Source organism: Streptomyces sp. DS1-CR2 (assembly GCF_055760475.1).
In genome coordinates this window covers 4716160-4731265 of sequence record NZ_CM147085.1, presented here as the reverse complement: position 1 = coordinate 4731265, position 15106 = coordinate 4716160, and the positions used below count along the sequence as shown (strand labels likewise).

Sequence of the window (15106 nt, the reverse complement as noted above, 5' to 3'; positions counted from 1 at the left end):
CTGATCAGTGTTCGAGATCAGTCCCCGCCCTGGCGCGCGTTCACAGGTCCCGCTTGTGAGGGTGGGAAGCCCAGGGAAGAAGCCCAAGGGCACCCGCTCCGTCCGGGGGAGCAACCGGCCGAGGGGAAGGCCGGACGGGCGAACGCAAGTGAACCTCCGATGATGCCTCGTGAGCCCAAGCCTTGGGAGACGGGACGAGGACCAGAGTGCAGGGCCTAGCCGCTGGAGGAGGCGGCGAGCGACGACCGGTGACGATCTACCGGTTGTGGGAACACCGCTGGCCCCGGGGTGTAGGAGGCGCCCACCCCGGCCGTATCTCGTGTGCGCGGAACGTGGAAACCCCCGTCGGGTCCGGGCCTTGGGCTCGGTGGGCCGATCGTAAGAGGGGCGGAACCCCTCGGCGGGACAGGAAGCCCAAGAAGCAGATGCCGGCGGCCGAAAGGCGGCGGGACTCGGGACATGTGGTTGGCCCCTCCAGGCGGCCGGACCTTGACCCCGGGTTTTGGACACCAGAGACACTTGGATCTTGATGGTCCGGGTGGATATGGAGTCCCGTACAGATGGCTATGAAGCACTACCCCGCCGAGTTCAAGGCGGATGCGGTCGCGTTGTACCGCTCAAGGCCGGGAGCGACGATCAAGTCGGTCGCCGAGGACCTCGGGGTCAACACCGAGACGCTGCGCAACTGGATCCGGGCCGACGACGGACGGCGTCCCGGCGCCCACTCCCCGACTCGGGCTGCCACCCCGGCCCAGGTCCCGGGCCCGGTGGAAGCCGAGCTCGCCGCCGCACGGAAGTGGATCCGGCGGACCACGACCCGATCGAGTCGACCTTCGCGACCGTGCGGCTGCGGACGAAGGTCACCAAGGGTGCCGGCTCCCGCGCGGCCGCCCTGGCGATGGTGTTCAAGCTCGTCGAGTCCGCCCAGGCACGATGGCGGGCCGTCAACGCACCCCACCTCGTCGCTCTGGTGAGGGCCGGAGCCCGCTTCGAACGCGGCGAGCTCCTCGAACGCCCCGAGACGTTCGCGGCATAAGGTCAGGCCACCATGACCGACTACGACACCTACGGCACCAGCACTCACACTGCGAGTGAACTGGTCCGCCTCGTCACCAGCCACCTCAATGTGGGCTTCACCGAGCGCGAAAGCAACTACCGGGGCGTCTACCACCTCGCCCAGGGCACTTACGGACGTATCGAGATCCATCCGAACGCCATCCCCGGCAATGACGGCCAGGACGACCTCTACACCCCGGAACACCCGGCGGCCCAGGTCTTCCTGCTCACCAACACCCCGGCCCCAGAGCCCACCCTGCACACCCTCCTGGACACCATCCAAGGTCTCGTGCACCTGCGCCGCGAATCATGGTAAGCCGCTGCTGACCCACAACTCTTGACAATTACTCGTTCCATGCGCCCGGGACTCCTCTCTGTCCTGATCGTAGGGGGTGGCGGCCGACCGTCGGGTGGCGGCCGGGAGCGTGGTGAGCCTGCGCCAGGCCAGGGCGAAGACCTCAGCCAGCGGCGGCGGGCGTGGGCGGCGAGGCGAGGCGGGCGGGAAGGTGGTAAAGCCGGTAGCTCATGGTGTCGGGCTCGGCCCGCACCATGTCGTCCCGGTCGTGCAGGGCGAGGAGGCGGACCCAGCAGTCCAGGTCCTGGCCGAAGTTCGTGGCGAGCATCCAGCCGCGGTTGACCTCCCACGACTTGCTGGGAGGTTCCGCAGCCCCATCGCCTTGTCGACCCTCACCCAGTCCTCCACGACGGCGTGGGCGCGGGCGAGCGCGCCCAGCCACTGCGGCTGATGTGAGCCGGCGATCCCCCACATGTGCCGCACGTTCGTGACGATGACCGAGTACTTCCGGCCGGTCCGCTTCTCGAACGCGGTCAGCTTCTTCAGGTGCCGCCCGGCAGGCCGGACCCGGCGCACGATCAGCCGCATGCCGACCGGCCAGCCGGGCCGGGTGTTCAGGGCGGTCAACTCTCTCCCACACCTTGGCCGGCAGCTTCGCGATCGCCGTCTCGTCGTCCTCGGTGATCGTCCAGCCGACCAGGTAACGCACGGTGCGCCGGGCCGTGTTCGGCGCCTCCCGGTGTTCCAGCAGGTCGTGGGCGGCACCCGCCCCGTCGATCCTCACCGGGATCTTCGCGGCGCTTCGAACCCGGAGCGCGGCGGTGAGCACGGACCGTGCTCCGCCCTGCTCCACAGTGCCGCGCTCGCGGGTACACCTCCGCCGCAGCGGCTCCGTCACCGCGGCGACGTCGCCCGCGGCTCGGAAGACGGCCTCTTCCTTGTCGACGGTCGTGACGAGCACCAGCCGGGCCGCAGCACCCGGGCGGCTTCGGCGATCGCCGGGGTGGCGTCGTCGAGCAGGTGGAGCAGCCAGACGATGACGACGGCGTACGCCCCGACCGTTGCGACCCGCGTCCCACGCGTTTGCGCGCCGTGGACGTGGCCACGGCCTTTGCACGGCACGCCGTCTCCGAGTCCGGAGTTGTCTCCCTCCGAGATCATCCGTCTTGAATGGGCCGTCCACGAGTTGGCCGCCGGCTACCCGAACGCACCCGCGGTACCGGGCCCTCCAAGTCGGCACGGGCCGGTCCGTTGACCCAAGGCAGAGACTTTGGCCGCATACCTTTGTCGACGCTAAGGTGTGGCGCCGCACTCGGCGGATCGCTTCCCTGAGGAAAGTGGGAATGGGGCTCATGGATGCGGACCACGCAGGGCTGGTTGTCGCGGCTCAGGCCGGTGACGATCGGGCGCGCGAGGAGCTGATCGCCGCGTACCTGCCATTGCTCTACAACATCGTCGGGCGAGCGCTGAGCGGACATGCCGACGTCGACGACGTCGTCCAGGAAACCCTGCTGCGCGTGGTGCGCGACCTGCCTTCCCTGCGTGCCCCGGAGAGCTTCCGGTCCTGGCTGGTGTCGATCACGCTCCGCCAGATCAATACCCACTGGCACCGGCAACGCGCCTTCGCCGGCCGGACCACGGTCATCGACGAGGCACGCCAGATACCGGACGCCGGCGCCGAACCTGTGGACGTGACGATCCTGCGGCTGCATGTGTCGGACGAGCGCCGTCGGGTTGTCGAAGCCGGCCGGTGGCTTGACCCGGACCATCGGGTGCTGCTGTCGCTGTGGTGGCAGGAATGCGCCGGCTTGCTGAGCCGCGACGACATCGCCGCCGCGACAGGGCTCACGGTCGCCCACGTCGGAGTGCGCCTGCAACGCATGCGCGAGCAGCTTGAACTGAGCCGGACGATCGTCGCCGCGCTGGAGGCCGACCCGCGCTGTCCGCAGTTGGACGAGACCCTCGTCGGCTGGGACGGTCTCCGTGCATCGGTGTGGCGCAAGCGGATCGCGCGGCACACCCGTGGCTGCCCGGTCTGCATGGCGACGACAACAGAACGGGTTCCCGCCGAACTGCTGCTCCTCAGCCTCGCGCCGCTGGCCGTCCCGGCCGGACTCATCGCCGCGCTGGCCGCCAAGGGCCTGCTCTCGGGTACGGCCGTGAGCACCGCCGGGCTGGCCACGGCGCACGTCGCCGTCGGCACGGCGACGGGGGGAGGCGGTCTGCACAGCGCACTGATCGGCAAACTCCACGCGGTGACCGCTCATCCGCTGGTGAGCCTCGCCACCGGCGCGGTGCTCATCGCCGGGACCGCCACCTACGCGGCCTGGCCCGAACCGGCGCATCGGGAGCCCGGCGTCATCGCCGCTCCCACGGACGGCGATCCCACGCCGATCCCGTCGCACACCCCGTCGCGCACCCCGTCGGCCGGACCGTCACCGGTGAGTCCGTCCGCCGTCGCGGGCCCTGTTCCGCTGGGCGCACAGTCACTGGAGTCCGTGGACGAGCCCGCCTTGTTCGTCACGTATGCCGGCGATTTCGCGACGCTCGGCCGGGTCTCCGCCTCCAACAGCGCGCTGACACGCAAGCGGGTCACCTTCACGGTTGTCCGGGGTCTGGCCGACACACGGTGCGTCACCTTCCGTGGCGCCGACGGCCGCTATCTGCGCCATCGTGACCTGCGGCTACGGCTGAGCACCAACGACGGCAGCGCACTGTTCCGTGAAGACGCCACCTTCTGTCCGCGCCCCGGGGCGGTCGCCGGGTCGGTGACCCTGCACGCGCACAACTATCCCGGATCGGTCCTCCGCCACCGCGACGGTGGCATCTGGCTCGATGGCTCCGACGGCACTCGGGCCTTCGCCGGCCAGGCTTCTTTCATCATGCGCAGGGCCTGGGCTTGAGAATCGCTCCTTGAGCATTTTGGACCGAGTCGCGCAGTGACAGCTGGTGATCCTGCAGCACGATCCCGCACCACGATCCTGCACCACGCCGTTCTCAACCTGGCAGCGTGCCGAGTGCTGCGCCGAATCCAGCTTCGATCCGCATTCATCGAGGGCTGCCTCGCCGTGACCGGCCTGAAGGCTGATCACCGCAACCGCCACCGATACCACTCCAAAAACCCTCACTGTTGATCAGTGCGGCGCGCCCTTTCCACAGGGACGACCAGACCGCGGGGCTTGGCATAACGCTTTTTGCCTGCGAGATGCATCACTGAGCAATCGTCCGGGCGGAACGACTTTTCTGTTACGAGGCCGCGAGTTCGGAAGCCTCCACTTCGGGGGGTGCCCTTCCCGCCGCTCACCATGACGTGCCGGCGTGGCAGGTTTCCCGGCTTCCCCCGTTGACGTATCCCCTGAAGAAAGCCCCTCCAATGATGACGCGACACACCCACGAACCCCGGGCGACCGGTACGCAGGAACGGCTCCACGTCCTGCACCGCACCCACACCGCGGCAGATCAGGCCGCACTGGCCGATGCGCGCACGATCACGGCACCCAGAGTGACCCGCGCCCCCCGAGGAGAATCATGAAGGGCCTGCACCGGCTCGGCCGGCGTCGCCGGACATTGACGATAGGGCTGTCGGCCGCGGCGGTGGTGGCTGGTGTCGTGACGCTCCTCCCCAGCTCCGCCGGAGCCGCAACCCTGGGCACGCAGGCGGCCCCGTCGGGCAGGTACTTCGGCACCGCTGTGGCCGCCGGCAAGCTCGGCGACTCCACCTACGCGGGCATTCTCGACCGGGAGTTCAACATGATCACCCCGGAGAACGAGATGAAGTGGGACGCCACCGAGCCGTCTCGCGGCAACTTCAACTTCGCCCCCGCCGACCAGATCGTCAACCACGCCTCGGCGCATGGGCAGCGGATGCGCGGCCACACCCTGGTCTGGCACTCCCAGCTCCCCGGCTGGGTCGGCTCCATCAGCGACGCCCACACCCTGCGCAGCGTGATGAAGAACCACATCACCACGGAGATGAACCACTTCAAGGGCAAGATCTACGCCTGGGACGTGGTCAACGAGGCCTTCGCCGACGGCGGCAGCGGCCGGCACCGCAGCTCGGTGTTCCAGAACGTGCTCGGCAACGGCTTCATCGAGGAGGCGTTCCGCACCGCCCGAGCCACCGACCCGGCGGCCAAGCTCTGCTACAACGACTACAACATCGAGAACTGGACCGACGCCAAGACCCAGGGCGTCTACAAGATGGTCAAGGACTTCAAGTCCCGCGGTGTGCCCATCGACTGCGTCGGATTCCAGAGCCACTTCGGCAACGGCGGGCCGCCGGCGAGCTTCCAGACCACGCTGTCCAACTTCGCCGCCCTGGGCGTCGACGTCCAGATCACCGAACTCGACATCGCCCAGGCGCCCTCCACCGGCTACGCCAACACCGTCAAGGCCTGTCTGTCCGTGGCCCGGTGCACCGGCATCACGGTATGGGGCATCCGTGACAGCGACTCCTGGCGCGGCGGCGAGAGCCCCCTGCTGTTCGACAACGACGGCAAGCCCAAGGCCGCCTACACCGCCGTCATGAACGCCTTCAATGCCGCCCCCGCCACCCCCACGGGCGGGACGACCGGCGGGACCGGTACCGGGGCAATCAAGGGCGTCGCCTCCGGTCGTTGTATCGACATCAACGGCTCCACCACCGCCAACGGCACGCAGGCGCAGCTGTGGGACTGCAACGGGAAGAGCAACCAGCGCTGGACCTACACCTCCAGCAAGCAGCTGATGATCTACGGCAGCAAGTGCCTGGGCGCTAGAGCCAAGGGCACCAGCAACGGCACCGCGGTGGTCATCGGGGACTGCAACGGCGGCGCCGGCCAGCAGTGGAACATCAACACCAACGGCACCATCGCCGGCGTCCAGTCCGGGCTGTGCCTCGATGCCGTCGGCGCGGCCACCGCCAACCGCACCAAGATCCAGCTGCACTCCTGCTGGTCCGGCGGCAACCAGAAGTGGACCGGCCTGTCCGGGACGTCGACCCCGACAACGCCCGCGCCGACGGGCGGCACGTGTGCTCTTCCGTCGACGTACCGATGGACGTCGACGGGTGCGCTGGCGCAGCCGGCGAACGGGTGGGCCGCGGTGAAGGACTTCACCGGCGTGACGTACAACGGCAAGCACCTGGTCTACGCGTCGAGCGTGTCGGGATCGTCGTACGGCTCGATGATGTTCAAGCCCTTCACGAACTGGTCGGACATGGCGTCGGCCGGCCAGACCGGGATGAGCCAGTCCGCGGTGGCGCCCACGCTGTTCTACTTCGCACCCAAGAACATCTGGGTGCTGGCGTACCAGTGGGGTCCGTGGCCCTTCATCTACCGCACGTCGAGCGACCCCACCAACCCCAACGGCTGGTCCGCGCCGCAACCGCTGTTCACCGGCAGCGTTCCGGGCGCCGCCCCGATCGACCAGACCCTGATCGCCGACGACCAGAACATGTACCTGTTCTTCGCCGGTGACAACGGCAAGATCTACAAGACCAGCATGCCGATCGGGAACTTCCCGGGCAGCTTCGGCTCGTCGTACACGACGGTCATGAGCGACACGACGAAAAACCTGTTCGAGGCGCCGCAGGTCTACAAGGTCCAGGGCCAGAACCAGTACCTCATGATCGTCGAGGCTCGGGGTGCGAATGAGCAGCGCTACTTCCGCTCGTTCACGGCCTCCAGCCTGAGCGGTTCGTGGACCCCGCAGGCCGCCAGCGAGAGCAGCCCCTTCGCGGGCAAGGCCAACAGCGGTGCCAGCTGGACCAACGACATCAGCCACGGTGACCTGGTCCGCAACAACCCCGACCAGACCATGACCATCGACCCCTGCAACCTGCAGTTCCTCTACCAGGGCAAGTCCCCCACCGCGGGAGGCCCCTACGACCAACTGCCGTGGCGGCCGGGTGTCCTCACCCTGCAGCGCTGACCTGCCCGATCCACGGTGATATGCAAGGAGAGCACCTCCCTATGAAGAACCCCACGAACGGCGGGCGCCGCGGGCGTCACCGCCGCCGCTGGACCGCCACCGGTCTGCTGATCGGCGCGCCCGCCATCGTCGTGCCGTATTTCCTGTTCGCGCAGGAGGAATCGCAGGCCGCGACGGTCGACGGCGCGGCCTACTACCAGCTGGTCTCCGTGCGCAGTGGCAAGGTGCTGGACGTCAACGCCTTCTCCACCGCCGGCGGCACCCGTATCCAGCAGTGGACCGACCAGCACACCGCCAACCAGCAGTGGAAGCTGAAATCCACCGGGGACGGCTACTACGAGCTGGTGAACCGGAACAGCGGCAAAGTGCTGGGCATAGCGGGCAATTCGACCGCACAGGCGGCCGTCGCCGAGCAGCAGACCGACAGCTCCTCCACCTCCCAGGAGTGGAAGATCAAGGATGTGGGCGGTTCCGACGCCGTCACCTTCACCTCCCGCAGGAGCGGCCTGGTCCTGGACGTCTCCGGGGGTTCCACGGCCGAGGGCGCGGCAATCGTCCAGTATCCCGGCAGGGGCAGCACCAATCAGCAGTGGAAGCTGGTGAAGACGACCGCGACCCAGGCGGCCGGGGCCGGCGGAGCGCTGGCCACGGCCGCGGCCGGACCGTACGCGTGGAAGAACGCCCAGGTGGCGGGTGGCGGTTACGTCACCGGGCTGGTGTTCAACCCGCGCGAGAAGGGCCTGCTGTACGCGCGTACCGACATGGGCGGCGCCTACCGCTGGGACACCGCGGCCGAGCAGTGGATCCCGCTGACCGACTGGATCGGCGAGAAGGACTGGAACCTGCTGGGCATCGACTCGCTGGCCACCGACCCCGTCGACCCCAAGCGGCTCTACCTCGGGACGGGCACCTACACCAACCAGTGGGCCGGCAACGGCGCGATCCTGCGCTCCACCGACCGGGGCCGCACCTTCAAGCGCACCAGTCTGCCCTTCAAGCTGGGCGGCAACGAGGACGGCCGCGGGGCGGGCGAACGGCTCGTCATCGATCCCGCGCACCACGGCACCCTGCTCCTTGGCACCCGCAAGAACGGCCTGTGGCGCAGCACCGACTACGGCGTGACATGGAGCCAGGTCTCCTCGTTCCCCGTCAAGGACGGGGCGAGCAGCGGCGGGGGCATCTCCTTCGTGACGTACGGCCCGGCCGGCAGCAAGACGGTCTACGTCGGCGTCGGCGACAAGTCCACTTCCCTGTACCGCTCCACCGACGGCGGCAGCACCTGGCAGGCCGTCTCCGGGCAGCCCACCGGCCAGATGCCGCAGCACGGCGTGGTCTCCGGTGACGGCTCGCTGTACCTGACGTACACCAACACCCTCGGACCCAACGGCGTGACGGCGGGCTCGGTGTGGAAGTACACGCCGGCCCGCGGGGCGTGGAAGAACGTCTCCCCGTCCCAGGGCAGTTACGGGTTCTCCGGTCTGGCCGTCGACCCGCGCAAGCCGTCCACGGTGATGGTCACCACCCTCGACCGCTGGTATCCCGAGGACGAGGTCTATCGGACCACCGACGGCGGTACGACGTGGAAGGCACTGGCCGCGAAGTCGGTGCGGAACGCCTCCGCCGCTCCTTACGTCGGTACCGGCATCGGGCACTGGATGACCGCCCTGGCCATCGATCCCTTCAACTCCGGGCACGTGCTGTACGGCACCGGCAACGGCATCTGGCGCAGCAAGGACGTCACCGCCAACGACAGCGGCGGCACCAGCCACTGGACGGCGGGGGCCCGGGGGCTGGAGGAGACCGCTCTGGCGGACGCGATCGCCCCTCCCGGCGGCGCCACCGTCATCACCGCCATGGGCGACCAAGGCGGTTTCCGCCACGGCTCCCTGACCGAGGTGCCCGCCGGACGGCTGAAGAACCCGCTGATGAGCAGCAGCACCGATATCGATTTCGCCCAGTCCAACCCCTCGATGATGGTCCGCGTCGGCCGTGGCGGCACGCAGAACGGCGCCTACTCCACCGACGGCGGCAGCAGCTGGAACGGCTTCAAGGCAGAGCCGGTGGGCGGCGCCGATATGGGCCATGTCGCGCTCGCGGCGGACGGCTCCACCATCGTCTGGACCGAGGCCGGCCAGGCCCCGTACCGCTCGACCGACAAGGGGGCGAGCTGGTCGAGGGTCAGCGGCCTGGGCACCGACGCCGTGGTCGTCGCCGACCGCTCCTCGGCCAGAACCTTCTACTCACTGGCCGGCGGCACGCTCTACGCCAGCACCGACGGCGGCGCGACCTTCACCGCCCGCGCCGGCAACCTGCCCGACGGCCGGCTCACGGCCGTCCCCGGCATCGCCGGGGATCTGTGGATCGCCGGCAGCCCCAAGGGGCTGCTGCACTCCACCGACGGCGGCCGCACCTTCACCACGCTCAAAGCGGTGCAGTCCGCCTCCGCCCTCGGCTTCGGCAAGGCCGCGCCCGGCGCCTCCTACCAGGCCCTGTACCTGATCGGTACCGTCAAGGACGTCACCGGCGTCTTCCGCTCCACCGACAAGGGCGCCACCTGGCTCCGCGTCAACGACGACGCCCACCAGTGGGGCAGCATCGGCGGCGTCGGCGTCATCACCGGTGACCCCGACACCTACGGCCGTGTCTACGTCGGCACCAACGGACGCGGCCTGCAGTACGGCAACCCGTCCTGACCCAGGCACCCGAGCGGGGCCGCAGACACACAACGGCCTGCGGCCCCGCCATGGTTGAGGAACCTCGCTTCGTCCTGCACTGGCTGCTGGCGCCGGGCTGTCCGAACGATGCGCGAGGCCCCGGCTCCATCAAGGCGAGGAGGAGCAGCAGAACCAAGACGACGGAGTCACCGCAGTTCGGCAGGCGACAGGCTCCGCCCCCACCGACGAGGGATCTCGGCCGACCGACTCACCGAGGTCCTTCTCGGCCCCTGCAAATCACAGAGTCCGACTCGCGGCCGACGACCGCGGACGAACTCGGTTGTTCTCCTTGATGGGCGGACGGCTGTGGTCGGCGTCGGCCTGGATGGAGTCACCGCGTGGCGGAACTGTGATGAGTCACGCCGCAAGGCGGACAAGCTGCTGATCAAGCCAACGGGTGGGCCAGGCCGACGCCCGTGTCCGGCAGACATCTCGGGGGAACGGCAGCCCCTGACGGGGCGCCAGTTATGTTTCGAGTCATGCCGGATCATCGGCGCCGAGCCTGGCAGCAACCCATCCCGTGCCGCAGAAGAACTCTCACAGTTATGTTTTCGGCGGTCCTGCAAGAGGGCCGCTGGCCTCCGGGCCCGGCATGGAGAACGTCGCCGCACTGAAGATGGCCGCGCTCGATACCGCCGACGCCCCCGCGCCGAGTCAAGGCAGGGGGCACCGCCGGCTTCAGCGTCGAACGTCGGCCAACCGGCATCTGCGCTACCCCATCCGATGCCATATATCGGCACAAGCGTTAATTGTCTTGCAAATTGCCTATCTATCCCTCTGTGTAGACCTTGATCGGCCCGGGCTAACGCCAGGCCCCTACCCAAGTCCAGGAGAGTGGAGAAGATGACGAAATCGCCGCGATGGGGTTCTGTTCTGGCCTCAGCCGCCACGGCTACCGTGCTGGTCGCAGCGCCACTGGCAACCGCTGGGGCCGCTTACGCACAGGACCCGCATCCCCCGCACTCGACGTCACACCCGTACCCGCCGAAGCCGCACGACCCGGACCACGAGTACCCGCCGAAGCCGCACAAGCCGCACAAGCCGCACGGGCCGGGATACGGGGACGGGCACAACGGCGGCGGGCCGGGATATGGGGACGGGCGCAACGGCGGGCACCGCCCGCCGCGCCTCGCGAACACCGGTGACGACAACACGAAGAATCTGATCCTCGGAAGTGCAGCGGCAGGTCTGATCGCAGCAGGCGCAGGCACCTTGATGGTGGTGCGCCGCCGCCACAACTCATGAGGTTGTCCGCAATGCGCATGGCGTTCCCCAGGCGTCCCGGGCGTGCCCGGGACACCCGCCGGGTCCGCCGACGCGCCCTCGGCCCTCGGGCCAGGACCGTGCTGCTGGCCGCCGCCGTTCCGGCGGCGGCGGCCGCCTGGATCGGAGTCACCGGCTGGCTCGCCCGCTCCGAGCTCCTCGCCGCCCAGCACGACCTGAACGCACTCCGGGAGTCCCTCGCGACCGCGGTCGGGGGGGACGCCGCCCCGGCGGCCGCCGCCGGGGCCCCGGCAGAGTCCGACCAGGAGCGGCTGCTGCGTTCCGCGGCCGCGCACGCCGCCCACGCGCATCACCTCACCACCGGACCGGCCTGGTTCACCGCCGCCCAACTCCCCTTCGTCGGCGACCCCCTGCAGTCCGTACGCGGTATCGCGCAGGCCTCGGACGGACTGGCCGGCGAGGTGCTGCCGCCGCTGGTGCGAGCCGTCCCCCGACTCTCGGCGGGCGCTCACGCGGGCGGCATCCCGCGTGCTCTCACGGAACTGGAGAGCCAGGCGCCCACGTTCACCCGCGCGGGAAGTGCCGCGGCCGAGGTGCGGGACGACACCCATCGCCTGCCCCGCTCCACCTGGCTGCCGACGGTCGACCGCGCCCGTGCGCAGTTGTCGGACCAGCTCGACCGTCTCGTCCCGCAGGCCCACGACCTGGCCGTGGCTGCCCGTGTGGGACCCGCCATGCTGGGGGCGCACGGGCCGCGGCGCTACATCCTCTCCTTCCAGAACACGGCCGAGGCGCGGGGCACCGGCGGCCTCCCAGGAGCCTTCGCCGTGCTGCGGGCCGACCGAGGCCGCCTGTCCTTCGAGCGTTTCGGCAACGACAACGACATGGACGGCGCCCGCGCGAAAGTGAACCTGGGAGCCGAGTTCGCGGCCCAGTACGGGAACAACGGGCCCGAGCGCAACTGGGTGAACTCCAACATGAGCCCGCACTTCCCCAACGCGGCACGCCTGTGGACCTCGTACTGGCGCACGAAGACCGGTCAGAGCCTGGACGGTGCGATCGCCACCGACCCCGGGTCGCTCGGCCTTCTCCTGCGCGCCACCGGACCGGCCCGCATGGCCGACGGCACCGCCATCACCGCCGACAACGCCACGGACCTCACCGAGCGGGTGAGCTACGCCAAATACGCCGATGTCCGGAAGCGCAAGGCATTCTTCGTCGACGCCGCCCGCACCGTGGCCGGACGACTGATGAACGCCACCAACGACCCGCGGATGCTGCCAGCGCTTATGAGTGCCCTGCACGAGGTCCAGCGAGAAGGCCGCATGCAAGTGTGGAGCGCGCACTCGGCGGAAGAACAGGAGCTGGCGTCACGGCCGTTCGGAGGGGTCCTCCCCCAGCAGCCCGGCCCCTTCGCCGGGCTCGTGGTGAACAACGCGGCCGGTACCAAACTGGACTACTACCTCGACCGCAGCCTCGTATGGGCGCCGGGTGCCTGCACGGACAACGGCCGGTCGGTCACCGCAACCGTGACGCTCACCAACCGGGCCCCGGCCTCGGGCCTCCCGCACTACGTCACCCAGCGACCCGACGCCCCGCCCTACCGAACCCGCCCCGGCGACAACCGTCTGCTGGTGTCCTACTACGCCGGTGAGGGGGCCGTACTGACGCGGGCCACTCTGGACGGCCGCCCGGTCAAGCTGATTCCGGGTGCCGAACGCGGCCACCCGGTGTACACCCTCTACCTGGAGCTTCCCCGGCAGTCCAGCCGCAAGCTGGTGCTTCACCTCAGCGAGCCCGAGGCCGACGGCCCGCCGACGATTCTTCGACAGGCGCTCGTGACTCCGCTGCGGACCACGGTGAAGCACGGGGAGCCGTGCCGTCCCTGAGCACCACCGAAAACAGCCGCTGCCGCGGCGCCCGAGAACCGGGTGCCGCGGCAGCGACTTGTTGAAGCGGCGACGGGACGTCAGGGCGAGGTGGCCAGGATCCCGGCCAGCGACCGGACCGCGTCGCGGACCTCCAGGGCCCGCGCCTTGTGCACGTCGGGGCGCTCGCCGACCGGGTCGGCGATATCGTCCGACTCGTCCGGCCGGGGAACTACCGTGCCGCGCCGAGACGCGGCCAGCCGGACCGCCTCGTGCGGGGTGCCGGACCTCGTCCCGTCCGTGAGCCGGGCGAACTCCCGCAGGGTGAAGCTGCGGCGCATCGCCAGGGGGCGAAGACGCACCACCGCCTCCCAGTGGCACCGCTCCAGGCCGAGCACCAGGTCCGCCTGCTCGATCTGGCCGGCCTCCAGCAGCCGAGCAGTGAACTCCCGTGTGTCGCCATCGAGTTCGGTGAGGATCGCGCTCGTCAGGGGGTCCATCGGCGCCGGCCGGGCACCGGTGCCCGCGCTGCGGACCCGGAAGTCCGGCTCCGGCAGCGCGGCGGCCAGCAGCCGTTCCGCGACCGGCGAGCGGTGCAGGTTGCCGGTGCTGACGGAGAGCACTTCGAACGCGGTCACGGGGCGGTCACCTCGTCGGCGGTGGTGCGGCGCACAGAACGGCTCATTTCTCGCCGGCCCCGGACCGCCCAGCGGCCTCCGCGGCCACCTCCTGCCCAACCGCCGGATGTCGGCCACGTGGTCCATAAGGTCCGCGCCCATGCCGAGTTGGACGGTCTCGATGTTGTCCGCGACGCGGGACAGACAGCCGTGTCCGTCGCCCGCGAGAAAGCATGGCACACCGTCCCCCGGCCCGACAGTCGACGGCACGTCCGCACGTCGGACACAGAGAGCAACACCAGCCGGACTATCCAAAGGACTTATCGCGTGAATAGGTGCAAATAACGAGTGCGTCGTGACCCCTTTCACTACAGAGAGTCATATACGTTGACGCATGTCGCGTCGGCCGAGCGCCGGCGCATGTCTGGCCCTTCAGCCAGGCGCATGTCTGGCCCTTCAACCACCAAGAAGGAGTGAGTCTGAACGCTCGCTTTGGCGTGAGCCGGGGAACGAAGCTCGTGGTCACCGCACTGGCCGCGATCGTCGCCTCGACCCTCCCAGGATCGGCGTCCGCCAACACAGGCGGAACCGAAAACTCGGATCACTGGGGCGTGATCGCCCGCAACACGATCGGATCTCCCGTCGCCGCGCTGCGGAACGGCCCGTTCGGCACGTACAACGCTCCGGCCGCCAAGGCCAGGCCGCCCTACGGAGTGGGCAGCCTCGGAATCGAGGTGGCGGACAATTCCACCTCGCAGGCAGTTCCCGCCGAGAGGATCGACTTCGGCAATGAGGTCGACTTCTACAACAAGCCGGTGCTGGGCTTGAACAAGCTCGGCTTCCACGTGTTCCAGACCCGCGGGAACGTCGACTACGGGGGCGAGAGGAACCTGCCGAACATCAGGTTGGAGATCGACGCCAACCTGAAAGACCCGTCGACGGACGACTACACCAGCTTGGTGTGGGTGCCGGACGCGGTTCCGGTGACCAACCAGTGGAGCGGCTACATCGACGCCACCAAGTCCGGCTACTGGTTCCTCACCGGCGCCGAGGGCACCGCCACCCGCTGCACCGCCGCTTCCGCGTCGTGCAACTTCGCCGACGTGAAAGACGCCCTCAACGACGGCGGCGACGCACCCAAAATCCTCACGGTCGCCGTAGGCAAGGGCCGAGACCACCTCTGGGCCGGCGCTGTCGACGGCCTCCGGATCAATAACACCATCTACGACTTCGAGGCCAACGGCGTCAGAGCCCTTCGCGCCGGCTGACGCGACCGGCCCGCCCCGCGTTTCCAACGGAACGGGGGCGAGCTGACGCCGCGACAACATGGTGGAGAACCCCCTTCGAACTGCGGAAACGTAGTTCGAAGGGGGTTCTTTGTATTCCGGGTCCTGTCCGCGAGGGGTACGAGACCGCCTCGAA

At 69.2% G+C, this 15106-nt stretch carries 9 protein-coding genes and 2 pseudogenes; 9 read left to right on the top strand and 2 right to left on the bottom strand.

Features of this window, described 5'->3' with window-relative positions:
- Positions 1-560: 560 nt before the first annotated feature.
- From ACY0PA_RS22730 to ACY0PA_RS22720, 3 genes and pseudogenes are all read left to right on the top strand, one after another.
- Positions 561-701: pseudogene (locus ACY0PA_RS22730) on the top strand (transposase); the annotation flags it as partial.
- Positions 702-814: 113 nt separating this feature from the next.
- A pseudogene (locus ACY0PA_RS22725) lies at positions 815-1036 on the top strand (IS256 family transposase); the annotation flags it as partial.
- A 12-nt stretch (positions 1037-1048) separates the two neighbouring features.
- Positions 1049-1372 (top strand): hypothetical protein, encoded by a 324-nt coding sequence (locus ACY0PA_RS22720; protein ID WP_473079563.1) that lies wholly within the window; start codon positions 1049-1051, stop codon positions 1370-1372.
- 142 nt (positions 1373-1514) lie between these two features.
- On the opposite strand, the gene ACY0PA_RS22715 is transcribed toward ACY0PA_RS22720, so the two are convergent.
- The gene (locus ACY0PA_RS22715) at positions 1515-2312 is read right to left on the bottom strand and encodes a hypothetical protein (RefSeq protein ID WP_473079562.1); all 798 of its coding nucleotides are present in this window, start codon (positions 2310-2312) and stop codon (positions 1515-1517) included.
- Between the two features lie 382 nt (positions 2313-2694).
- On the opposite strand from ACY0PA_RS22715, the gene ACY0PA_RS22710 reads away from it, so the two are divergent.
- The 5 genes from ACY0PA_RS22710 to ACY0PA_RS22690 all read left to right on the top strand — a co-directional run bounded on the left by ACY0PA_RS22710 (position 2695) and on the right by ACY0PA_RS22690 (position 13088).
- A complete protein-coding gene (locus ACY0PA_RS22710; protein WP_473079561.1) occupies positions 2695-4254 on the top strand; it encodes a sigma-70 family RNA polymerase sigma factor in 1560 nt (519 codons plus the stop codon).
- 625 nt (positions 4255-4879) lie between these two features.
- Positions 4880-7261, top strand: a complete 2382-nt coding sequence (locus ACY0PA_RS22705) for a non-reducing end alpha-L-arabinofuranosidase family hydrolase (RefSeq protein WP_473079560.1) — start codon at positions 4880-4882, stop codon at positions 7259-7261.
- 41 nt (positions 7262-7302) lie between these two features.
- Complete coding sequence (locus ACY0PA_RS22700; RefSeq protein ID WP_473079559.1) at positions 7303-9954, top strand: RICIN domain-containing protein; 2652 nt, start codon at positions 7303-7305, stop codon at positions 9952-9954.
- Positions 9955-10818: 864 nt separating this feature from the next.
- Positions 10819-11220 carry an LPXTG cell wall anchor domain-containing protein gene (locus tag ACY0PA_RS22695; protein WP_473079558.1) on the top strand — a complete coding sequence of 134 codons (402 nt, stop codon included), beginning with the start codon at positions 10819-10821 and terminating at the stop codon, positions 11218-11220.
- 17 nt (positions 11221-11237) lie between these two features.
- Positions 11238-13088: a DUF4012 domain-containing protein gene (locus ACY0PA_RS22690; protein ID WP_473079557.1), complete on the top strand. Its 1851-nt coding sequence runs from the start codon at positions 11238-11240 to the stop codon at positions 13086-13088.
- An 80-nt stretch (positions 13089-13168) separates the two neighbouring features.
- Here the strand turns inward: ACY0PA_RS22690 and ACY0PA_RS22685 are convergent, their stop codons facing one another.
- On the bottom strand, positions 13169-13705 hold the full coding sequence (locus tag ACY0PA_RS22685) for an arsenate reductase/protein-tyrosine-phosphatase family protein (RefSeq protein ID WP_473079556.1): 537 nt from the start codon (positions 13703-13705) through the stop codon (positions 13169-13171).
- 476 nt (positions 13706-14181) lie between these two features.
- Here ACY0PA_RS22685 and ACY0PA_RS22680 point away from each other — a divergent pair, with 476 nt between their 5' ends.
- Positions 14182-14952 (top strand): hypothetical protein, encoded by a 771-nt coding sequence (locus ACY0PA_RS22680; protein WP_473079555.1) that lies wholly within the window; start codon positions 14182-14184, stop codon positions 14950-14952.
- Positions 14953-15106: the final 154 nt, after the last annotated feature.

What these genes read in the sequence shown, in the direction of transcription:
- ACY0PA_RS22720 (WP_473079563.1), top strand. Translation starts at nt 1,049, where the DNA reads ATGACCGACTACGACACCTACGGCACCAGCACTCACACTGCGAGTGAA.
- ACY0PA_RS22700 (WP_473079559.1), top strand. Translation starts at nt 7,303, where the DNA reads ATGAAGAACCCCACGAACGGCGGGCGCCGCGGGCGTCACCGCCGCCGC.
- ACY0PA_RS22705 (WP_473079560.1), top strand. Translation starts at nt 4,880, where the DNA reads ATGAAGGGCCTGCACCGGCTCGGCCGGCGTCGCCGGACATTGACGATA.
- ACY0PA_RS22710 (WP_473079561.1), top strand. Translation starts at nt 2,695, where the DNA reads ATGGGGCTCATGGATGCGGACCACGCAGGGCTGGTTGTCGCGGCTCAG.
- ACY0PA_RS22695 (WP_473079558.1), top strand. Translation starts at nt 10,819, where the DNA reads ATGACGAAATCGCCGCGATGGGGTTCTGTTCTGGCCTCAGCCGCCACG.
- ACY0PA_RS22690 (WP_473079557.1), top strand. Translation starts at nt 11,238, where the DNA reads ATGGCGTTCCCCAGGCGTCCCGGGCGTGCCCGGGACACCCGCCGGGTC.